The 19,161-nt window shown below is 73.2% G+C and carries 19 protein-coding genes; 9 read left to right on the top strand and 10 right to left on the bottom strand.

Annotation, left to right across the window (positions count from 1 at the left end):
* Positions 1-15: 15 nt before the first annotated feature.
* Positions 16-1,509: a phosphatase PAP2 family protein gene (locus ACWCRJ_RS24545; RefSeq protein ID WP_450941295.1), complete on the bottom strand. Its 1,494-nt coding sequence runs from the start codon at positions 1,507-1,509 to the stop codon at positions 16-18.
* Between the two features lie 181 nt (positions 1,510-1,690).
* Positions 1,691-2,497, bottom strand: coding sequence for a sensor histidine kinase (locus tag ACWCRJ_RS24540; RefSeq protein ID WP_450941294.1), 807 nt, complete (start codon positions 2,495-2,497; stop codon positions 1,691-1,693).
* A gap of 237 nt (positions 2,498-2,734) precedes the next feature.
* On the opposite strand from ACWCRJ_RS24540, the gene ACWCRJ_RS24535 reads away from it, so the two are divergent.
* The 3 genes from ACWCRJ_RS24535 (at position 2,735) to ACWCRJ_RS24525 (ending at position 5,364) form a co-directional block, all read left to right on the top strand.
* On the top strand, positions 2,735-4,354 hold the full coding sequence (locus tag ACWCRJ_RS24535) for an ABC-F family ATP-binding cassette domain-containing protein (RefSeq protein WP_450941293.1): 1,620 nt from the start codon (positions 2,735-2,737) through the stop codon (positions 4,352-4,354).
* A gap of 159 nt (positions 4,355-4,513) precedes the next feature.
* Positions 4,514-4,747, top strand: a complete 234-nt coding sequence (locus tag ACWCRJ_RS24530; protein ID WP_450941292.1) for a DUF6158 family protein — start codon at positions 4,514-4,516, stop codon at positions 4,745-4,747.
* Positions 4,748-4,776: 29 nt separating this feature from the next.
* Positions 4,777-5,364, top strand: a complete 588-nt coding sequence (locus ACWCRJ_RS24525; protein WP_450941310.1) for a TIGR03086 family metal-binding protein — start codon at positions 4,777-4,779, stop codon at positions 5,362-5,364.
* A gap of 139 nt (positions 5,365-5,503) precedes the next feature.
* Here the strand turns inward: ACWCRJ_RS24525 and ACWCRJ_RS24520 are convergent, their stop codons facing one another.
* From ACWCRJ_RS24520 to ACWCRJ_RS24500, 5 genes are all read right to left on the bottom strand, one after another.
* Positions 5,504-7,609: a catalase gene (locus ACWCRJ_RS24520; RefSeq protein ID WP_450941291.1), complete on the bottom strand. Its 2,106-nt coding sequence runs from the start codon at positions 7,607-7,609 to the stop codon at positions 5,504-5,506.
* Positions 7,606-8,151 carry a type 1 glutamine amidotransferase domain-containing protein gene (locus ACWCRJ_RS24515; RefSeq protein WP_450941290.1) on the bottom strand — a complete coding sequence of 182 codons (546 nt, stop codon included), beginning with the start codon at positions 8,149-8,151 and terminating at the stop codon, positions 7,606-7,608. The genes ACWCRJ_RS24520 and ACWCRJ_RS24515 overlap by 4 nt, the downstream gene beginning before the upstream one ends.
* A 71-nt stretch (positions 8,152-8,222) precedes the next feature.
* Positions 8,223-8,660, bottom strand: coding sequence for a hypothetical protein (locus ACWCRJ_RS24510; protein ID WP_450941289.1), 438 nt, complete (start codon positions 8,658-8,660; stop codon positions 8,223-8,225).
* Between the two features lie 91 nt (positions 8,661-8,751).
* The gene (locus ACWCRJ_RS24505) at positions 8,752-9,192 is read right to left on the bottom strand and encodes a CBS domain-containing protein (protein ID WP_450941288.1); all 441 of its coding nucleotides are present in this window, start codon (positions 9,190-9,192) and stop codon (positions 8,752-8,754) included.
* A 92-nt stretch (positions 9,193-9,284) separates the two neighbouring features.
* Entirely contained in the window at positions 9,285-9,755 is a 471-nt protein-coding gene (locus tag ACWCRJ_RS24500; protein WP_450941287.1) for a DUF2795 domain-containing protein, read from the bottom strand.
* A gap of 162 nt (positions 9,756-9,917) precedes the next feature.
* On the opposite strand from ACWCRJ_RS24500, the gene ACWCRJ_RS24495 reads away from it, so the two are divergent.
* Positions 9,918-10,049, top strand: a complete 132-nt coding sequence (locus ACWCRJ_RS24495) for a hypothetical protein (RefSeq protein ID WP_450941286.1) — start codon at positions 9,918-9,920, stop codon at positions 10,047-10,049.
* 57 nt (positions 10,050-10,106) lie between these two features.
* On the opposite strand, the gene ACWCRJ_RS24490 is transcribed toward ACWCRJ_RS24495, so the two are convergent.
* The gene (locus ACWCRJ_RS24490) at positions 10,107-11,921 is read right to left on the bottom strand and encodes a thiamine pyrophosphate-requiring protein (RefSeq protein ID WP_450941285.1); all 1,815 of its coding nucleotides are present in this window, start codon (positions 11,919-11,921) and stop codon (positions 10,107-10,109) included.
* A gap of 233 nt (positions 11,922-12,154) precedes the next feature.
* Here ACWCRJ_RS24490 and ACWCRJ_RS24485 point away from each other — a divergent pair, with 233 nt between their 5' ends.
* The 4 genes from ACWCRJ_RS24485 to ACWCRJ_RS24470 all read left to right on the top strand — a co-directional run bounded on the left by ACWCRJ_RS24485 (position 12,155) and on the right by ACWCRJ_RS24470 (position 16,787).
* Positions 12,155-12,943: an RNA polymerase sigma factor SigF gene (locus ACWCRJ_RS24485; RefSeq protein WP_450941284.1), complete on the top strand. Its 789-nt coding sequence runs from the start codon at positions 12,155-12,157 to the stop codon at positions 12,941-12,943.
* Between the two features lie 393 nt (positions 12,944-13,336).
* A complete protein-coding gene (locus ACWCRJ_RS24480) occupies positions 13,337-14,032 on the top strand; it encodes a hypothetical protein (protein WP_450941283.1) in 696 nt (231 codons plus the stop codon).
* A 133-nt stretch (positions 14,033-14,165) separates the two neighbouring features.
* Positions 14,166-15,383 carry an aminotransferase class I/II-fold pyridoxal phosphate-dependent enzyme gene (locus ACWCRJ_RS24475; RefSeq protein WP_450941282.1) on the top strand — a complete coding sequence of 406 codons (1,218 nt, stop codon included), beginning with the start codon at positions 14,166-14,168 and terminating at the stop codon, positions 15,381-15,383.
* 261 nt (positions 15,384-15,644) lie between these two features.
* Positions 15,645-16,787 (top strand): MBL fold metallo-hydrolase, encoded by a 1,143-nt coding sequence (locus tag ACWCRJ_RS24470; RefSeq protein ID WP_450941281.1) that lies wholly within the window; start codon positions 15,645-15,647, stop codon positions 16,785-16,787.
* A 69-nt stretch (positions 16,788-16,856) separates the two neighbouring features.
* Here ACWCRJ_RS24470 and ACWCRJ_RS24465 read toward each other — a convergent pair whose 3' ends face one another.
* Positions 16,857-17,471, bottom strand: coding sequence for a DedA family protein (locus ACWCRJ_RS24465; RefSeq protein WP_450941280.1), 615 nt, complete (start codon positions 17,469-17,471; stop codon positions 16,857-16,859).
* 43 nt (positions 17,472-17,514) lie between these two features.
* Positions 17,515-18,288, bottom strand: coding sequence for an MBL fold metallo-hydrolase (locus tag ACWCRJ_RS24460; protein WP_450941279.1), 774 nt, complete (start codon positions 18,286-18,288; stop codon positions 17,515-17,517).
* A 165-nt stretch (positions 18,289-18,453) separates the two neighbouring features.
* Here ACWCRJ_RS24460 and ACWCRJ_RS24455 point away from each other — a divergent pair, with 165 nt between their 5' ends.
* Complete coding sequence (locus tag ACWCRJ_RS24455) at positions 18,454-18,942, top strand: hypothetical protein (RefSeq protein ID WP_450941278.1); 489 nt, start codon at positions 18,454-18,456, stop codon at positions 18,940-18,942.
* Positions 18,943-19,161: the final 219 nt, after the last annotated feature.

The raw sequence follows: 19,161 nt of genomic DNA, 5'->3' as shown, positions 1-19,161 counted from the left end.
ACGCATCCCGCTGGGTCAGCGCATCGGCACCGGCCGGTAGACCGTCAGCGCCTCCGGCAGCTTCCGGAGCGTCAGGTCGCCCTGGGCCTCGGTGACTTCGCCGTCGTACGCGAGCAGGGTGCCCGGCGCGATGCCGTCCACCCGGAGCCGTCGTACGCGGACCGCCGCGTGGGCCGGGGTGCGCGTCAGCGGCCCGGCCAGGGCCGCGGCCAGCAGCCGCAGGGCCGGGCGGCGGCCGCCGTGCACGACCCGGACGTCCAGCAGCCCGTCGGCCAGGTCGAAACGCCGGGCCGGGGCGAGGCCCAGCCGGTGGTACGTGCCGTTGCCCGCGAACAGCAGCCAGATCGGGCGCGGCCGGCCCTCGAAGGTGGCCTGGAGCGGATGGCGGTCGGCGCGCAGCACCCGCAGGGCCGCGATCACCCCCGCCGGCCAGCCGCCGACCGCCTTCTCCCAGCGTTCGCGCTCCCGCACCAGCTCGGGGTAGACCCCCAGGCTGAACGTGTTGACGAAGTGGCCCTCCGTGTCACCGCTCCTGAAGTGCCCGAGGTCCACCCGGACAGCCTCGCCCTGGCGCACCGCGCGGCCCAGGTCCCGCACGTCCTCCACACCCAGGTCGAACGCGAAGTGGTTGAGCGTGCCGCCCGGGAGCACGGCGAGGGGGAGGCCGTGACGCAGGGCCACCTCGGCGGCGGCGTTCACCGTGCCGTCGCCGCCGCACACGCCGAGGACGCGCGCGTGGGCCGCGGCCTTCTCCAACTCGGCCCGCACGTCCTGCGGTTCGCACTCCACGGTCTCGGCGCCGGGCAGTACGTCCCGCAGCGCGCGCACCCGGTCCGACGTCCCCGAGGCACGGTTGGCGACCACGACCAGCCCGTCCCCCTCCGGCAGCGCGGGCGCGTCCACGTACGGACGGCCGGGCGGCGGGAGCTGGTCGCGGGTCGGCACCATGCCCCGGACGGCGTAGGCGGCGCCCACGCCCAGGGCGGCGCCCACCAGGACGTCGCTCGGGAAGTGCACGCCCGTGTACACGCGGGACAGCGCCACGGCCGTCGCCAGGGGCGCCACCGCCGCGCCCCAGCCGCGCGACTCCAGGGCGACGCCGGCCGCGAAGGCGGCGGCGGAGGCGGAGTGGCCGGACGGGAACGACGTGGTGATCGGCTGCCGCTTCAGCTGCCGGGTCAGCGGGACGTTGTCCAGCACCGGGCGGGGACGGCGGATCGAGCGCTTGCCGAGGGTGTTGATGGTCGCCGAGGCCAGGGCGAGCGAGGCGACGCCCCGGACGGCCGCCCTGCGGGCGCGCGGACTGCGGGTCGCCGCGATCGCCGCCGCCGTCGCGAACCACAGCACCCCGTGGTTCGCGGCGCGGCTCAGCTTCGGCAGGAGGGGGTGCGCGCCCGGCCAGTCGCGGGTCGCCACCGCGTTGAAGATGCGGCTGTCCGCGGCGAGGAAACGGTCCCGGATGATGTGGTGGCCCGGGGGGCGGACGGTGAGGTCGACGTCTGGGGTCATGGTCCACGGGTACCCCATGGCGCCGCGAGCCTGTCGGGCGGGGTGGAAACGGTCCCTGATATGTCGGGTAGCGAACTGATTGTCGTACCAATGGTGGCCGTGCAGAATGCACGGGACCGCCCTCGCCCCTCACCTGAGGGCGGCTCTTCGGTGGGCCCCGCCGCCGTCCGCGTCTCCACCGTCATGACGCGTCCGGCAGGGTCAGCAGGAACGTCGTCCCCCGGGAGGACGCGGTGTGCACCATGATCTCGCCTCCGTGCAGCTCCACCACCGTTTTGGTGATCACCAGGCCGAGGCCGGTCCCGTCGGCCAGGGGGCGTCCGGTCGCGAAGCGGTGGAACAGCCGGTGCCGTTCGGCCCGTGTCATCCCGGCACCGTCGTCGGTGACGTACACCGCGACGCCGGTGTCGATCAGCGCGACCCTGACGTCGATGCTGCCGCCCGTGGTGGTGAACCGGCCGGCGTTCGACAGCAGGTTCGTCAGGGCCTGGGTCAGCAGCATCGGGTCCGCCGGGATCCTCGGCATCACCTGCGGCACGTCCAGACCGATCCGCTGCTCGCGCTGGGCGCACAGCGGCCGCATCGCGGTGACGACGTCGCGCACCAGCACCGAGACGTCCACCTTCTCCATCCGCGGGGTGAAGAAACCGGCCTCGATCTTCGCCTGGATCAGCAGGCTCTCGCACAGGCCGATGACCTGCGTGGACTGATGGTCGGCGACCTGCAGCAGCCGCTCCTGCGCCGCCGTCAGCGGACCCGGCGTCCCCTCGCGCAACAGGTCCACCGCGCCCTTGACCATGCTGAGCGGTGTGCGCAGCTCGTGACTGAGCGCGGTCACCTGCTCCGCCCGCCGCTCCACCAGCCGCTCCAGCTGTCCCAGTTCCGCGATCCGGGCCGCGGCGGCCCCGCGCATCCGCAGGAACGTCGACAGGGCTGCGGCTCCCGCGCCACCGAGCGCGGCCACCGACAACCACCAGACGGTGACCATGGCCCGTCCTCCTCGCGAGGGCACCAACGTCGACGTCACCTTCGACCCGGACCGCGCCTGTCTGCTCACCCAGGACCGGTGACGTGCCAGGGGCTGTCGCCGACCACCGCGGGACGGCCCCTTCGCGACGGTTCTCCCACCCGGATCACCTGCCGTGCGGGCCCGCGGGTCCGGCGGGGCGGGGCGGCGGGTAAATGGATTTGCCCGGGCGTTCGTCCGCCTCGGACAATGCGCCCCATGGGACATCTCGAAGCCGCTCATCTGGAGTACTACCTGCCGGACGGGAGGGCTCTGCTCGGGGACGTGTCCTTTCGGGTGGGGGAGGGGGCCGTCGTCGCGCTCGTCGGCCCCAACGGCGCCGGCAAGACGACCCTGCTGCGGCTGATCTCCGGCGAGCTGAAGCCGCACGGCGGATCGGTGACCGTGTCCGGCGGGCTCGGGGTGATGCGGCAGTTCGTGGGATCCGTGCGGGACGAGTCGACCGTGCGGGACCTGCTGGTGTCGGTGGCGCAGCCGAGGATCAGGGAGGCCGCGAAGGCGGTCGACGCCGCCGAGCACGGGATCATGACCGTGGACGACGAGGCGGCCCAGATGCGGTACGCGCAGGCCCTCTCCGACTGGGCCGAGGCGCGCGGCTACGAGGCCGAGACGCTGTGGGACATCTGCACCACGGCCGCGCTCGGCGTGCCGTACGAGAAGGCGCAGTGGCGGCAGGTGCGCACGCTCTCCGGCGGTGAGCAGAAGCGGCTCGTGCTGGAGGCGCTGCTGCGCGGCACCGACCAGGTGCTCCTCCTCGACGAGCCGGACAACTACCTCGACGTCCCCGGCAAGCGCTGGCTGGAGGAGCGGCTGAAGGAGACCCGCAAGACCGTCCTCTTCGTGTCGCACGACCGGGAGCTGCTGTCCCGCTCCGCCGAGAAGATCGTGAGTGTGGAGCCGGGACCGGCCGGGGCGGACGCCTGGGTGCACGGCGGCGGGTTCGCCACGTACCACGAGGCGCGGTCGCGGAGGTTCGAGCGTTTCGAGGAGCTGCGCAGGCGCTGGGACGAGAAGCACGCCCAGCTGAAGAAGCTGGTGGCGACGCTGCGCCAGATCGCGGAGAACAGCCCGGACATGGCCTCGCGCTACCGGGCGGCCCAGACCCGGCTGCGCAAGTACGAGGAGGCCGGGCCGCCCCCGGAGCCGCCGCGCGAGCAGGACATCACGATGCGGCTCAAGGGCGGGCGCACCGGCGTGCGGGCGGTCACCTGCGAGGCTTTGGAGCTGACCGGGCTGATGAAACCCTTCGACCTGGAGGTCTTCTACGGCGAACGGGTCGCCGTCCTCGGCTCCAACGGGTCGGGCAAGTCCCACTTCCTGCGGCTGCTCGCCGGTGGCGACGTGGCCCACACGGGGCAGTGGAAGCTCGGCGCCCGGGTCGTGCCAGGGCACTTCGCGCAGACGCACGCCCATCCGGAGCTGGAGGGGCGGACACTGCTCGACATCCTGTGGAAGGAACACGCCCAGGACCGGGGCGCGGCCATGTCCCGGCTGCGCCGGTACGAGCTGACCGGGCAGGCCGAGCAGTCCTTCGACCGGCTCTCCGGTGGCCAGCAGGCCCGCTTCCAGATCCTGCTCCTGGAGCTCCAGGGCGTCACCGCCCTCCTCCTCGACGAGCCCACCGACAACCTCGACCTGGAGTCGGCGGAGGCTCTGCAGGAGGGCCTGGAGGCCTTCGAGGGCACCGTCCTGGCGGTCACCCACGACCGCTGGTTCGCTCGTTCGTTCGATCGCTATCTGGTCTTCGGCTCCGACGGCCGCGTACGGGAGACGCCGGAACCCGTCTGGGACGAGCGGCGCGTGGAGCGCGCCCGCTAGCCCCCTCGCCCCCGCGCACGAGGGCCCGGGACCCGGGATCTTCGTACAGTGGAGGGAGGAACGCGAGATCCATGGCTCCCTCCCGGACACCCGTCGGGGTAACGCCCGGCGGGCGGGTACCCGGACCCCCTGGAGGAAGACGACGATCGGGGTACCACCATGACCGGAGTGCACCCGGACCAGCTGGACGACCAGCAGCTGATGAAGGAGCTGGAGTCGATCCACCGCACGCGTCACGACGCGCTGCTGCACGGTTCGACCGAGGCGCTGCGCACCCACAACGAGCGGATGGCGCAACTGGAGGGCGAGTACCTGCGCCGCCACCCGCGCCGGCCGGTCGTCTCGGGCCGCACCCGCGACGGCGCGCGGGATCGGGGACCGGGGGCGCCATGACACCTGACGCGACGTTGCGTGGCGGCGCCATGACACCCGACGCGACCGCACGTGCGCTGCTGGACCGGCACGCGCAGGCGCAGGACCTGTTCGGCGAGCGCGTGCGCGCCGTGCGCGAGGACCAGTGGGACGCGGGGACGCCCTGCGCCGAGTGGTCGGTCCGCGACCTCGTCAACCATCTCGTCTCGGAGCAGCTGTGGGTGCCGTCGCTGGTGCGGGACGGCTGCATGATCGAGGAGGTGGGCGACACCTTCGAGGGGGACCTGCTGGGGCCCGACCCGGCGGCCTCCTGGGACACCGCCGCGCACTCCGCGCGGGAGGCGCTCACGGCGCCCGGCGCGCTGGAACGCACGGTTCACCTGTCCTACGGCGACACTCCGGCGACCGCCTACTGCGCGCAGATGGTCGCCGATCTCGTCGTGCACGCGTGGGATCTGTCGCGGGCCATCGGGGCGGACGAGCGGCTACCGGGGGAGTTGGTGCGGTTCGTGGTCGACGAGATCGCTCCGTACGCCGGCGACCTGGAGAAAAGCGGGCTGTTCGGGGCGCCGGTGGCTCCGCCCGCGGGGGCGGACGCGCAGACCCGGTTGTTGTGTCTGCTCGGGCGGCGCCCGTAGATGCCGGTCGGAAAGCCGGTCGTGCGTCGCGGGGTGCGGGTGCGTCGTGGTCGGTCGCGCAGTTCCCCGCGCCCCCGAAGGCGAAGGGCCTCGGACCCCCCTTGCCGAGAGGCGCCCAAGGCCGTGTGATCGTCGTTCGTCAGCAGCGCGTCGGTGGGCGGTCCCAGTGGCGGTGGGCCGCGATCGCCGCCACGAACTGACTGGTGAAGTCCTCGCTCGCGGTGCCCTGGGCCGTGTCCGTCACCACGCCCCGGTCCGCCACCACATGGTGGAACTCGGAGGAGAGCCGGACGCCCTCGGGCCGCAGGGCGGCGACGACACCGACGCCGGACCCCAGGGCGCCGATCGGCTTGCCGTGCCGGTAGGCGTCCCGCACGAAGCGCATGGCGTCGGGGTCGGCCGCCTGGGGCGGGGTGCCGACGGGCCCGCCGGGGAGGAGCACCGCGTCGTACAGGACGGACGCCATCGTCGGCAGGGCCCGGTCCACGGTGTATTCCGCGCCGTCCGCGCCGCGTACGGTGCCGTCCTGGGCCGCGAGGGCCTCCACGATCGCGCCCTCCGCCGCCAGTGCCTCCCGCACACCGGTCACCTGCTCGGCGTCCACACCGTCGGAGACCAGGACGGCGATCCGCCGGGTGCGGATGGAACCGGCACCGCGCTGGGACTCCAGGCTGAGAGCCGGAGAGCTGAGCTTGTACGCCTCAGGCTCGGCGTCCGACGGGACGGGCACCCCGATGCCCTTCGCCACCTCGGCAGCCAACCGCGGTTCCACCTTGGTCAGTTGCTCCACCGTGCGGGCCCGGACGGTGAGGGCGCCCACCTTGCCGAGTTCGAAGCGGAAGGCCGCCACGATGTGCTCCTGCTCCCAGGGAGCCATGCTGTTCCAGAACAGGGCGGGCTGGCTGTGGTGGTCCTTGAAACTCTCGCTGCGGCGGCGGATCTTGGCGCCGTCGACGCGCTCGGCGTAGTGGCGGTAGGCGTGCGGGTCGCCGCCCGCGTGGGCCGGGCATCCGCCGCCGAGCGAGTTCGGGGAGTAGTTGGTGCCGCCGTGCACCGCCGACTGGTGGTAGCCGTCACGGTGGTTGGTGCGCACCGGCGCCACCGGGCGGTTCACCGGCAACTGGGAGAAGTTGGGGCCGCCGAGGCGGATCAACTGGGTGTCCAGGTAGGAGAAGTTGCGGGCCTGGAGGAGCGGGTCGTTGGTGAAGTCGATGCCCGGGACGACATTGGCGGTGTGGAAGGCCACCTGCTCCGTCTCGGCGAAGAAGTTCTCGGGGTTGCGGTCCAGCACCATACGGCCGATCGGCCGGACCGGCACCTGCTCCTCCGGGATGAGTTTCGTGGCGTCGAGCAGATCGAAGTCGAAGGCGAACTCGTCCTCCTCCGGTACGAGTTGGACCCCCAGCTCCCACTCCGGGTACTCACCGGCCTCGATCGCGTCCCACAGGTCCCGGCGGTTGAAGTCCGGGTCCCGGCCCTGGCACTCCTGCGCCTCGTCCCACACCAGTGAGTGCGTGCCCAGCTTCGGCTTCCAGTGGAACTTGACGAATGTGCCGCGCCCGTCGGCGGTCACGAAACGGAACGTGTGCACACCGAAGCCCTGCATCATGCGGTAGCTGCGCGGGATCGCCCGGTCCGACATCAGCCACATGATCGCGTGCAGGGTCTCCGGCTGCAGCGACACGAAGTCCCAGAGGGTGTCATGGGCGGACGCGCCCGTCGGGATGTCGTTGTGCGGCTCCGGCTTCACCGCGTGCACGAAGTCGGGGAACTTGATGCCGTCCTGGATGAAGAAGACCGGGAAGTTGTTCCCGACCAGGTCGTAATTGCCCTCCGACGTATAGAACTTGGTCGCGAAACCGCGCACGTCCCGCACGGTGTCGGCCGAGCCGCGCGGCCCCTGCACCGTCGAGAACCGTACGAAGACCGGGGTGCGGACCGAGGGGTCCTGGAGGAACGCGGCACGGGTGAACTCCGCGCAGGACTCGTACGGTTCGAAGTACCCGTAGGCGCCCGCGCCCCGGGCGTGGACCACCCGCTCCGGGATCCGCTCGTGGTCGAAGTGGGTGAGCTTCTCCCGGAAGTGGAAGTCCTCCATCAGGGTCGGCCCGCGCTCGCCGACGGTCAGGGAGTCGTCGGTGTGGTCGACGGCCACACCCTGGTCGGTGGTGAGAGGCCCCGACGCGGGGTCGTCCGGGTGGGCGGCCTCGCGCTGCTCCCGCTTGCGGTCCATGGGTGAGGTCATCGGGCGGCCTCCTCGGAGAACACGTCCAGGAAGGCCTCGCAGAACGCCTTGAGGTCGTCCGGTTTGCGACTGGTGACGAGCTTGTTGGGACCGTGGTCGCAGATCTTCACCTGCTCGTCGACCCAGGTGCCGCCCGCGTTGCGGATGTCCGTCCGCAGGCTCGGCCACGAGGTCAGAACCCGGCCCCGGACCACGTCCGCCTCGATCAGTGTCCACGGCGCGTGGCAGATCGCGGCGACCGGACGGCCCCGCTCGAAGAACTCCCGGACGAAGGAGACGGCCTGCTCGTCCATGCGCAGGAAGTCCGGATTGGCCACTCCGCCGGGAAGGACCAGAGCGTCGTACGACTCGGCCGGAGTCTCGCCCACCACGGCGTCCACCGGGAACGTGTCCGCCTTGTCGAGGTGGTCGAAGCCCTGGACCTGTCCGGAAGTCGTCGACACCAGCACGGGTTCGTGCCCGGCGTTCTTCGCCGCCTGCCACGGCTCGGTCAGCTCGATCTGCTCGACACCCTCGGGTGCGGTCAGGAATGCGATACGCATGGCTGCTCGATCTCCTCTCGTCACGTGTGTCCGTGGTTCACGGGTGTACGTCGTTCAGGTGGCTTCGTGGTTCAGGTGGGTTCGTGGTGCACGCGCGTCCGTCGTTCATCGGGCCACCACCCGCAGGGTGCGCAGCTGCGGGTCCGAGGGGTCCGGCACGTACATGCAGCCGAGACCGAGATCGACCCGGTGGTGCTCCCGCAGCCGTTCCACGGCCGCGTAACCGCCGCCCGGTCCGCGTCCACCGCGTCCGCCATCAGCTCCTCGGCCCGCTCCAGGACCCGGCCCGACATCCGCCGGTCGTCCAGCCCGTTCAGGGCGAGCACGTCCGAGGCGAACACATCGGGGCCGAGCGTCAGGGCGACCCGCGCGTCCACTCCCGGACCGCCCTTGTGGCCGGGCGGCGAGAACGGGTGCCGGCCGGAGCGCCGGTAGCGCTCCAGGGCCTCCAGGACGGGGGTGCGGGAGTGGTCGGGTCGTCGGTCCGTGATCACACTGTCGTCGTCCATGGTCTCCCTGCCTCGCTGTCCGTTCGGGTCGGGCCCCGGGGCGGAGCCCCGAGCGCCCGCCGGGGCCGTGAACCGGGCTCGGGCCGGCCGCTCAGGTCGGGGTGGAGCCCGGCCGGGTGTCCGGCTCCGCGCGGCTGATGTGGGCGAGTGCCGACTCCGGTTGCCGGGAGACGGCCAGGTCGCCGAGGCTGACCATGCCCACCGGGTGCCCGTCCTCCACGACGGGAAGCCGGCGTATCGCGTGCTCGCGCATCAGCTCCTCGGCGGCGGACACCGCCTCGTCCGGGCCGACCACGACCGGGTTCGGGGTGCAGACGGCCTGGGCGCTCACCGTCAGCGGGTCCGCGCCGGCCGCGACCGCGCGCAGGGTGATGTCGCGGTCGGTCAGGACCCCCACGACCTGCCCGTGCGCCGCGACCAGAACGTCCCCGACGTCCTTGGCCCGCATCAGCCGCGCCGCCTCGACGAGCGAGGCGGCCGGGCGGACCGCCACCACCCCTGCCGTCATGACGTCCCTCACGAACTCGGCCATGGGCCCTCCGGGCCTCTCGTCGCTCCGCCCCGACTGCGGGGCCCACGCACACACCGGCGTGACCTTGCCCGCAGTACCCGTGAGCAAGGGGCCTATGTGTCCCGCTCGTGTGCGGATTCCGTGCCCTCGGCCGAGGGCCGCGCCGCATCGCCCCCGCTCTCGCCCCCGGTCTCGGCCCCGGGCTCCTCCCCGGCGTCGACCACCGCCTGCGCGAGCCGGTGCACCGACTCGTAGCGCGCGTCCCGCGGCAGCCGCTCCAGGGGCTCCACGAGCGCGTCCGGGGCGTGCCGGCCGCGCAGGACCCCGATCAGCTCGGCGGGCCCCGCCGGGAAGGACGTACGGCCCAGGACCCGGGCCAGCTCCAGTTGCAGCGCCGCCACCCGTGTGGGCGCCCGGCTGGGCGTCACCGGCCCGTACGCGACCTCCGGGTCGTCCTCGGCGTAGGGCTCGGGGTCGTGCCACTCCTCCGTCCGGGTGGGATGCCCCGAACGGAGCAGCCCCTGGAGTTCCTGCTTCATCTCGTCGTCGCGGTGGGCGCTCAGCCTGTTGCTGCCTCGCTGCATGACTCCCCTTGGATCGTCGGTGGCCCTCGCGTACCCGAACACCCCGGGGCGACACGGACGCATTGCGTCCGGTTCCGCGCGGCGCCGGGGTTTGCCCGTCCGCGCGGCGGAGACCCGGCCCGACGCCCCCCACGGCATATTTCCCGGGGAAGGACCGGACCCATGGCGGCTGTCGCTGTGATCATTCCGCTGCTGATGCTCGGCGTCGTGCTGGCGCTGGGCCGCTACGAGGAGCTGGTGCTGCCACCCGTCGAGCGGGCCGACCGGCCGGAACAGGCCGTGCCGGTCCGCTGAACGGCGACGCGAACGGCGCCCGGTGTCCAGGGCCACCGGGCACGGCTCACGGACCGCTCAATCCTCCTTGCCGCCCCTGTCCTTCGCCTGATGGCCGGGCAGGAACTCCTGCAGCTTCGCCTTGAAGCCCTGCTTGACCATGGACGCCCGGTCGGCGTCGCCCTTGAGGATCGAGGCGGCCGTGGCCTCCATCTGCTCCCAGGTGGCGTGCGGCGGGATCGGCGGCACCGCGGGGTCGGTGACGAACTCGACGACCGCCGGGCCGTCCGCCGCCAGGGCCGCGCGCCAGCCCGCCTCGACGTCCTCGGGCTTCTCCACCCGGATGCCGGTCAGCCCCAGGGAACGCGCGAAGGCGGCGTACTGGACGTCCGGCAGCTCCTGCGAGGGCAGGAAGGACGGCTCCCCGCCCATCGCCCGCAGCTCCCACGTCACCTGGTTCAGGTCGTGGTTGTTCCAGACGCCCACCACCAGCCGCGGATCCTCCCAGCGGTCCTGGTACTTGGCCGCCGTGATCAGCTCCGCCATGCCGTTCATCTGCATCGCGCCGTCTCCGACCAGGGCGATCGCCGGACGGTCCGGGTGCGCGAACTTCGCGCCGATCGCGTACGGCACCCCGCAGCCCATCGTCGCCAGCGTGCCCGACAGCGAACCGCGCATGCCGTCCCGCATCGTGATGTGCCGGGCGTACCAGTTCGCGGTCGAACCGGAGTCCGAGGAGATGATCGCGTCGGCCGGCAGCAGCGCGTCGAGGGCATGGGCCACCAGCTCCGGGTTGATGGGGTCGGCGGACAGCTCCGCCCGGCGCGCCGTCACCTCGCGCCAGCGCGCCACGCCCGCGCACACCTCGTCGTACCACTCGCGACCGCGCTCCGGATCGATCAGCGGGATCAGCTGCTCCAGCGTCGCCTTCGCGTCCCCGATCAGATTCACCTCGTACGGGTAGCGCATCCCGACCATGTGCGGGTCGATGTCGATCTGGACGGCCCGCGCCTTGCCGAAGTCCGGCAGGAACTGGGAGTACGGGAACGACGAGCCGATGGTCAGCAGCGTGTCGCAGTCGCGCATCAGCTCGTACGAGGGGCGGGTGCCCAGCAGGCCGATCGAGCCGGTGACGTACGGCAGTTCGTCGCTCAGCGCGTCCTTGCCGAGGAGCGCCTTGGCGACGCCCGCACCGAGCAGCTCGGCGAGCCGCGCGACCTCGGCGCGGGCCCCGGCGGCGCCCTGCCCGATGAGGATCGCGACCTTGTCCCCGGCGTTCAGGATCCCGGCGGCCCGCTCGACCGACTCCCTGGAGGGCACCGCCGTCCAGGAACCGCGATCCAGGCTGGAGGGGACCATCTTGAACTCGTGGGTCGGCGGCGAGTACTCCAGTTCCTGCACGTCACCGGGGATGATGACGGCCGTCGGCGCGCGGCGGGCGTACGCGGTGCGGATCGCCCGGTCGAGGACGTTCGGCAGCTGCTCGGGTACGGTCACCGTCTCGACGAAGTCCGAGGCCACGTCCTTGAACAGGGTGTGCAGGTCGACCTCCTGCTGGTACGAGCCGCCCATCGCGCTGCGGTGCGTCTGGCCGACGATCGCGACCACCGGCACATGGTCCAGTTTGGCGTCGTACAGGCCGTTGAGCAGGTGGATCGCGCCGGGGCCCGAGGTGGCCGCGCACACGCCGAGCCGGCCGGAGAACTTCGCGTAGCCGACCGCCTGGAAGGCGGACATCTCCTCGTGCCGCGACTGGATGAACCGGGGCCGGTCCTCGGCCCGCCCCCAGGCCGCGAGCAGCCCGTTGATGCCGTCGCCCGGGTAGCCGAATACCTGTTCGACTCCCCAGTCCCTCAGCCTGCGCAAGATGTGATCGGCGACCGTGGTGCTCATACTGGAACCTCCCGGAGTGTGATCTCCCGGGCGAGTCACCCGCCGGCGGAATGAAAAACTTCGAATGTGTTTGCTCGGCATGATCCGGGGCAGGCGCATAACAGTGCTTCGGACAGGAGGCACGTCCGTGGAAGAGGCGATTCCCCTCACGGGTGTGTCATTTCCTGTCACGTCCGCGCCCCCCACGGTGACCGTCCATCCCAGAAGCACCATCCAGGGAGTTGCGACGCACCATGCGTACCCAGGCGAGGCACCACCCCCACGACGACGCCCCCGACACGGCGGAAGCCTTCCGCACCCTTGCCGCGCTTCCTCCCGGTCAGCAGCGGGACACGCTGCGCGACCGGATCATCGAGGCGTGGCTCCCCATGGCCGAACGGCTCGCGGGACGGTTCCGCAGCCGCGGCGAGAGCTACGAGGACCTCCGGCAGGTCGCGTCGCTCGGCCTGGTCAAGGCCGTCGACCGCTACGACCCCGAGCTCGGTAACGCCTTCGAGAGCTATGCCGTACCCACCATCACCGGTGAGATCAAGCGGCACTTCCGGGACCACATGTGGACCCTGCACGTGCCGCGCCGGGTCCAGGACCTGCGCAACCGCGTGCGGTTCGCCACCCAGGACCTGTCCCAGACGATCTCCGGACGACGGCCCACCGTCGCCGAGATCGCCCAGCACGCGAACATGAGCGAGGAGGACGTCCTGGTCGGCCTCGAAGCCCTGGAGAGCTTCACGGCGCTGTCGCTGGACGCTGAGCTGCCGGGGAGCGAGGACGGCTACTCCCTCAGTGACGCGCTGGGGGCTGCCGACCCCGCGCTGGACACCGTGGTGGACAGGGAGGCCGTGAAGCCGCGGCTGGCCGCGCTGCCGGAGCGGGAACGGGCCATTCTGTACATGCGGTTCTTCGGGGACATGACGCAGAGCCGGATCGCCGAACAGCTGGGGATCTCGCAGATGCATGTGTCCCGGTTGATCAGCAGGTGCTGCGACCGGGTGCGCGACCAGGTGATGCATGACATCGCCTGACGCGGCGGGACGTGGGGGCCTGCGTGGGCGGTCGGCCGATTCGCGGCCGGCCGCCCTCCTGGTGCGCCCACGCGGAGCGTGTGCCGCGGCGGGGGATCCGCAGAGCGGCGGAGCGGCCTCGCGCGGCCGCGGTGGAGCGGCCCTGCCCGGGTGACGTTCCCGGCCGCGCGGGCGCGGGCGGCTCCCCGACGGGTCGGCGCTCCGGTACGGAGCCGGCGCACCGGCGGCGCATCGCGGCCGGACCCCCGTGGAGCGCACCGTCACCCGCTCGGCGGCCCCGTTTCCCGCGAATGGTGCCCGGCCGCGCGCGCCGCGCCGGGCCCGGCGCTCTGATGGACGCGGGGCACGGCCGTCGTGCCCCGCCCGCCGGAGCCGGCCGAAGGAGCCCCGCCCATGCGCCGCAGAGCCCGCGTCCTGTCCACCACCGCCCTGATCGGTGCCGTCCTGGGCACAGCGGCCCCGCCCTCCCACGCGGATCCGGCGGCCGAGGTGAACCCCCACTCCGTCGCACCGGGCGGCACGCTCACCTTCTCCGTCTCCTGCGACCCGACCGGCGGCCCCTCCCCCGAGACAATCGACGCCAGCTCCCAGGCCTTCGAACAGGGCACCGTCACGCTGCAGCGCCTCCCCGGCAACGACGACTCCGCGGGCGGCCCCTCCTACCAGGGCACCGCCAAGATCGCGCCGGCCGCGGACTTCGAGACCGGTGCCGACGCGGCGAACTCCGCCACCGAGTGGGGTGTGGACGGCCTCTGCCCGGCGGCCCCGGGCGGCGAGGGCAAGCAGTGGAGCGCCACCTTCGACGTCGCTCCGGCCGGCGATGCCCAGCTCCACGACATCGAGCGGTACCCCAGCCATCCGCCGACGCACCAGCCGACGAAGGACCCGACACATCCGCCGTCCCACCGGCCCACCCACCACACCGGCCACCCGACCGCCCCGGTCCAGCGGGGCGTCCACGCGGGCGGCGGCGGTGCCTTCACCGACTCCGTCCCGGCCATGGTCGCGGGAGGCCTGCTCATCGTGGGGGCGCTGGGCGCGGCCGCCCACCGACTGCGCCGCCGGGACCGGGGGACGCCGCCGCTGTGACCGGCGCAACGCATGCGGGCGCCCTTGGGGCGCGCGAGCCTGGGTACTGACAGGCCGAGGGCGCGTACGGCGCCGCCCCGGCGCGACGGCGAGCACTTGCGGCACGACGCACCACGACTGCGCGGAGGCACCCATGCGGGGGACGGATCCGGAAGGGCACGGCCCGGTCCGCTACGGCCCGCCCCTCCCCGCCCAGGGCCTGCCCGTGCTGCCCGAACTGGCCGCCGTGCTCTCCGCCGCCGCGAGCCGCCCCCACGCCGTACCGATCGGTGGTGATCCTGCCCTCCTGGACGCCGCCTGCGGCTACTGGGACCGCCGTGGACTGCGCACCGCACCGGACAGGGCCGCCGCCGCCCCCGGGGCCCCCGCCCTGCTCCTCGCGCTGACCGCCGCGATCGGCGGGGACGTCCTGCTCCCCCGCCCGTGCGCCGCCTGGTGGGAACCGCAGGCACGGGCGCTGGGCAGGTCCGTCTTCCCGGTGGCCACACCCGCCGAGTGCGGAGGCGTGCCGGACCCGTACGCGCTGCTGGAGACCGTGCGCAGGATCCGGGCCGAGGGCGGCGACCCCCGGCTGCTCGTGCTGTGCGTCGCCGACGACCCGACCGCCACCGTGGCCCCTCCCGAACTGGTGCACGAGACCATGGAGGCGGCGGTGGGGGAGGGGTTGCACCTGGTCAGCGACGAGACCTGGCGCGACACCGTGCACGATCCGCACGACACGGTGCTCCTCAGCCCCGCCGAGATGCTGCCCGACCGGGTCACCGTCGTCACCGACCTCGCCGGACCCTTCCTGCCGCCGGGCTGGCCGGCCGCGATCGCCCGGTTCCCCGCGAACGGGGGCGGTACGGGGCTGCGCGACCGGGTCCTCGACGTGCTCACCGCGATGGGCGCCCGGGTCGCCACCCCGGTCGCCGCGGCCGCCGCGTACGCCCTCGACGAGCCGGACCCCGTCACCGAACGGCTCGCCGCCGCCGTACGCCTGCACGCGCGCCTCGCCACCGCCGCGCACCGGGCCGTGGTGGCCGCCGGAGCGCTCGCCCTGCCGCCGCGCGCCGGACGGCATCTGTACGCCGACCTCGCCCCCCTGCGCTCGTCCCTCGCCGCGCACGGGGTCGGTGACGCCCAGGAGGCGGAGGACTTCCTCGGCGCCCGGCTCGCCATGCCCGCGCCCGGCGGCCACCGGTTCGGGGACGACCTCGGGGCACTGCGCGTCCGGCTGTCCACCGCCGCGTTCCTCGGCGCCACGGACGCGGAGCGCGCGCAGGTCCTCGACGCGGCCGACCCGCTGGAACTACCGCACGTGCAACGGGCGTTGACACTCTTCGGAGCGGGTTTCGAGGGTCTTCGATGACGAGGACCCGGGGGCGTACGCGCTCCGGCGGCCGGCCTTCGAGGACCTTGCCCCACGACCCCTGACGACGACGGTCCCGGCGATGCGGACAGCCTCGGCGAAGTGGGCGACCAGGGCGGCTCGTGCCACCCCGGCGGCGCAGGCGACCCCCGCGATGCCGGCAACCCCGGGCCCCTCTCCGCCTCTTGGCGACCTCCACCCCCAGTGACCTTCAGCGACGACGATTCTTCGTGACGACGCTCAGCGACGGGAGCATCCTCGATGACGCAGCAGTCCGAGTCGACCACCTCCGCCACGACCTCCTCCGCCTCCTCCTTCACGACCTTCACGACCACCGCCGAGGACACCGGCGGTCCGGGGCCCAGGGCCCTTTCCGAGCGGACCTTCGCCCACCCCCTCGCGCCGAACCCGCTCCCGCCCCACCCCCTGGCACCCCCGCCGCTCGCCGAGCCCCGCCCGCTCGGTGAGCGGCGCCGCTGGCCCCGTTCCTTCGCCGACCGGCTGACCACGCCTCTGCCCGGCCTGAAGGCCCTCGCCCGGTTCGCCCGCGAAGGCTCGGTCCGGCCGGGGCCCGACGGGCTCGCGGACATCCCGCGACTGCCGTACCGGCCCGGCCCGTTGCCCCGGGTGGACGCGCGTACCGTCGCCGTCTCCTGGGCGGGGCACGCGAGTTGGGTGGTGCGGATCGGCGGACTCACCGTCCTCACCGACCCCGTCTGGTCCCGTCGCATCCTCGGCACCCCGGCCCGGATCACCCCCGTCGGGCTCGGCTGGGACGCGCTGCCCCGGGTGGACGCGGTCGTCATCAGCCACAACCACTACGACCACCTCGACGCCCCCACCCTGGCGCGACTTCCGCGCGACACACCGGTCTTCGTGCCCGCCGGGCTCGGCCGCTGGTTCCGGCGGCGCGGGTTCGGCCGGGTCACCGAGCTGGACTGGTGGGAGGCGGCCGAACTGGACGGCGTCCGCTTCGACTTCGTACCGGCCCACCACTGGTCCAAGCGCACCCTCACCGACACGTGCCGCTCGCTGTGGGGCGGCTGGGTCCTCACCGCGCCGGACGGCAGGCGTCTGTACTTCGCCGGCGACACCGGTTACGGCCACTGGTTCTCCCTCATCGGCCGCCGCTATCCCGGCATCGACCTCGCCCTGCTGCCGATCGGCGCCTACGACCCCCGCTGGTGGCTCAGCGACGTCCACTGCGACCCGGAGGAAGCGGTCCGCGCCTTCCAGGACCTCGGCGCCCGTCGCATGGCCCCGATGCACTGGGCCACGTTCGTCCTGTCGGCGGAACCGGTCCTGGAACCCCTGACGCGGGTGCGGGCGGCATGGCGGGCGGCGGGCCTCCCCCGGGAGGACCTGTGGGACCTGCCGATCGGAGCCTCCCGGGTGCTCGGCTGACCCGGCCGGGGCACCCCCGCGCTCCCGGAGGGGTGAAGCCTCCTCCGGGAGCGCGGGGAACCGCGGTCCTCAGCGGACCAGCCGCCGCCACACTCCCGGCACCACGCTGAGCAGCAGGGTCAGCACGACCGCCGCCAGCACCCCTTCCCACGGCTCCTTGAACAGCGACCCACCCAGAACGCCGATCAACTGGTAGGTCACGGCCCACGCCAGGCACGCCGGCAGGTTCCCCCGCGCGAACCGCCGCAGCGGCATCTTCGCCAGCAGACAGGCCAGCATCACCGGGATGCGCCCGGCCGGCATCAGCCGGGACAGCACCAGCACGGCCACCCCGTGGTCGTCGAGCTTGGCCTGCGCCTGCGTCAGCCGGTCCTCGGGCGCCCGGCGGCGGATCGCCTCCAGCCAGCGCGAGCCGTTCTTGGAGCCCATCCCGCGCCGCCCCAGCCAGTACAGCGCGATGTCCCCGAGGAACGCGGCGACCGACGCCACCACGAACACCAGCAGCATGGAGAAGGGCGCCGACTGATGGAACGCCACCACCGCCGCCGAACTGACCAGCGCCCCGGTCGGCACCACCGGCACCAGCGCTCCGACCAGCACCAGCAGGAACAGCGTCGGGTAGCCGATCGCCTGCTGGGTGGACGCGTACGGCACGGGGGTGCTCACGGCGGCCAGGAAGATCACCGTGCCTCCTCCACGAGCCGTGCGGCCTCCGTCGGCCGGTGTCTCATCGCGCCACCCCCGGTCGAACGCTTTCCCCGTGTTCCAGCCGGTGCACCTCCACCCCGGGAGCGCGTGCCGCGGCAAGGCGGACGAACTCCTCACCGGGGGCATGGAATTCATGGGGGCGCACGGCGTCCATCCCGATCGGCCAGTACGTGCCGTAGTGCACGGGAACCGCGCTCCGGGGCGCGAGCAGCGCAAGCGCCTCCGCCGCGCGCCCCGCGTCCAGATGACCCTCGCCGAGATGCGGTCCCCAGCCGCCGACCGGCAACAGCGCCACGTCGACCGGCCCGACCTCGTCGGCCATCTCCCGGAACAGCCCGGTGTCCCCGGCGAAGTACGTCCGCGCGTCGCCCTCGATGACGAAGCCGAGCGCCGGCGAGCGGTGCGGCCCGACCGGCAGCCGCCGTCCGTCGTGCAGGGCGGGCACGGCACGGACGACCAGGTCACGAATGCTCAACTCGTCCCCGGCCGCCACCTCGCTGAGGCGCAGATGCGTCAGCCTGCGCAGCCCCGGAACCTGGCGCGACGCGCCCTTCGGCAGCACCAGCCGTGTCCCCGGGGCGAGTCGGGCCAGTGAGGGAACGTGCAGATGGTCGGCGTGCAGATGCGACACCAGCGCGACGTCCGCGACCGCCGCCTCCGCCGGGGGAGGCGCACCCCGGCGCCTGCGCAGATGCGCGAGCCGGCGCGCGAACAGGGGGTCCGTCAGCACTCTCGTGCCCGAGTCCTCCACGGTGCAGGTCGCATGGCCCCACCAGGTGATCTCCACCGGCACTCCGTTCGCCTCCTTCGCGCTACTCCCCCGAGCCTACGGGCTGGAGTAGGGTCTGCGGCCTGGGCCTGTCCGGCGGATCATGCCGGGGGGACAGGCGTGCCGGGCCCGTGTCCGCGGCTCGTTCCGCCGGAGGGGCTCCGGGACCCGGAGGGTGAGGGGGACACCATGGGAGACGAGGGAGCCGCGAGCGGCGCCTCCGGCGTGGCCTGCCAGGAGGCGGTGCGCGGGCGCGGCGGGCCGGCGGGACGCGGGACCGTGGTGCGGGTCGCGGCCATAGCGAGCCTCACGCCCCTGGAGGAGCTGGAGGCCGATCCCTTCCTGGTCGACTCCCGCAGCCAGCACGCCATGTGCGCCCGCTGGGCCGCCGAGCGCGGCTATGTGGTGACCCGCGAACTGCTCGTCCGCGCACTGCGCCCCGACCACTGCGCCCTGTGGGCCGATGTCGACGCCGGCCTCGTCGACCTCTTCGTCGCCCCCAGCCGCCGCGTCCTCGAACGCGCCCTCGCCTCCGTCGACGACTTCACCGCCGAGTGCGCCCGCCGCGGCATCCGCGTCGAGACGGTGGGCCGCGCCGAACCCGCCTACGACGCCCAGATGAAGGCCCGGGTCCACCGCCGTCTGTCCATGCCGACAGCGGGGTACGACGGCCGCTGAGCGGGAGTGCCCGTACTCCGGGAGTTCTCGTACCCCGGGAGGGCCCGTACCCCGGGAGTGCCCGTACCCCGGGGGCGCCGGACCGCACCCCGCCCCTGCCTCCGTGCCACCCCGGAACGCCACCCCGGCGCCCCCGACCCCTGTGACAGGCTGGGCCCAGGACCGGGACGGGTAAAGGTGGCCAGAACGTGGGCGGTGGTCGATGGCGAAGAGTGCTGA

The sequence above is a fragment of the Streptomyces sp. NPDC002324 genome (assembly GCF_053593335.1).
Note: the sequence above shows the minus strand (reverse complement) of the source record. Positions and strands in the feature narration are given on the sequence as shown.

Coding starts and splice junctions, on each gene's coding strand:
- ACWCRJ_RS24530 (WP_450941292.1), top strand. CDS start 4,514: ATGACCGGAGTGCACCCGGACCAGCTGGACGACCAGCAGCTGATGAAG.
- ACWCRJ_RS24545 (WP_450941295.1), bottom strand. CDS start 1,509: ATGACCCCAGACGTCGACCTCACCGTCCGCCCCCCGGGCCACCACATC.
- ACWCRJ_RS24455 (WP_450941278.1), top strand. CDS start 18,454: ATGGGAGACGAGGGAGCCGCGAGCGGCGCCTCCGGCGTGGCCTGCCAG.
- ACWCRJ_RS24515 (WP_450941290.1), bottom strand. CDS start 8,151: ATGCGTATCGCATTCCTGACCGCACCCGAGGGTGTCGAGCAGATCGAG.
- ACWCRJ_RS24470 (WP_450941281.1), top strand. CDS start 15,645: ATGACGCAGCAGTCCGAGTCGACCACCTCCGCCACGACCTCCTCCGCC.
- ACWCRJ_RS24540 (WP_450941294.1), bottom strand. CDS start 2,497: ATGGTCACCGTCTGGTGGTTGTCGGTGGCCGCGCTCGGTGGCGCGGGA.
- ACWCRJ_RS24495 (WP_450941286.1), top strand. CDS start 9,918: ATGGCGGCTGTCGCTGTGATCATTCCGCTGCTGATGCTCGGCGTCGTG.
- ACWCRJ_RS24475 (WP_450941282.1), top strand. CDS start 14,166: ATGCGGGGGACGGATCCGGAAGGGCACGGCCCGGTCCGCTACGGCCCG.
- ACWCRJ_RS24510 (WP_450941289.1), bottom strand. CDS start 8,660: ATGGACGACGACAGTGTGATCACGGACCGACGACCCGACCACTCCCGC.
- ACWCRJ_RS24525 (WP_450941310.1), top strand. CDS start 4,777: ATGACACCCGACGCGACCGCACGTGCGCTGCTGGACCGGCACGCGCAG.
- ACWCRJ_RS24520 (WP_450941291.1), bottom strand. CDS start 7,609: ATGACCTCACCCATGGACCGCAAGCGGGAGCAGCGCGAGGCCGCCCAC.
- ACWCRJ_RS24485 (WP_450941284.1), top strand. CDS start 12,155: ATGCGTACCCAGGCGAGGCACCACCCCCACGACGACGCCCCCGACACG.
- ACWCRJ_RS24490 (WP_450941285.1), bottom strand. CDS start 11,921: ATGAGCACCACGGTCGCCGATCACATCTTGCGCAGGCTGAGGGACTGG.
- ACWCRJ_RS24505 (WP_450941288.1), bottom strand. CDS start 9,192: ATGGCCGAGTTCGTGAGGGACGTCATGACGGCAGGGGTGGTGGCGGTC.
- ACWCRJ_RS24480 (WP_450941283.1), top strand. CDS start 13,337: ATGCGCCGCAGAGCCCGCGTCCTGTCCACCACCGCCCTGATCGGTGCC.
- ACWCRJ_RS24535 (WP_450941293.1), top strand. CDS start 2,735: ATGGGACATCTCGAAGCCGCTCATCTGGAGTACTACCTGCCGGACGGG.
- ACWCRJ_RS24500 (WP_450941287.1), bottom strand. CDS start 9,755: ATGCAGCGAGGCAGCAACAGGCTGAGCGCCCACCGCGACGACGAGATG.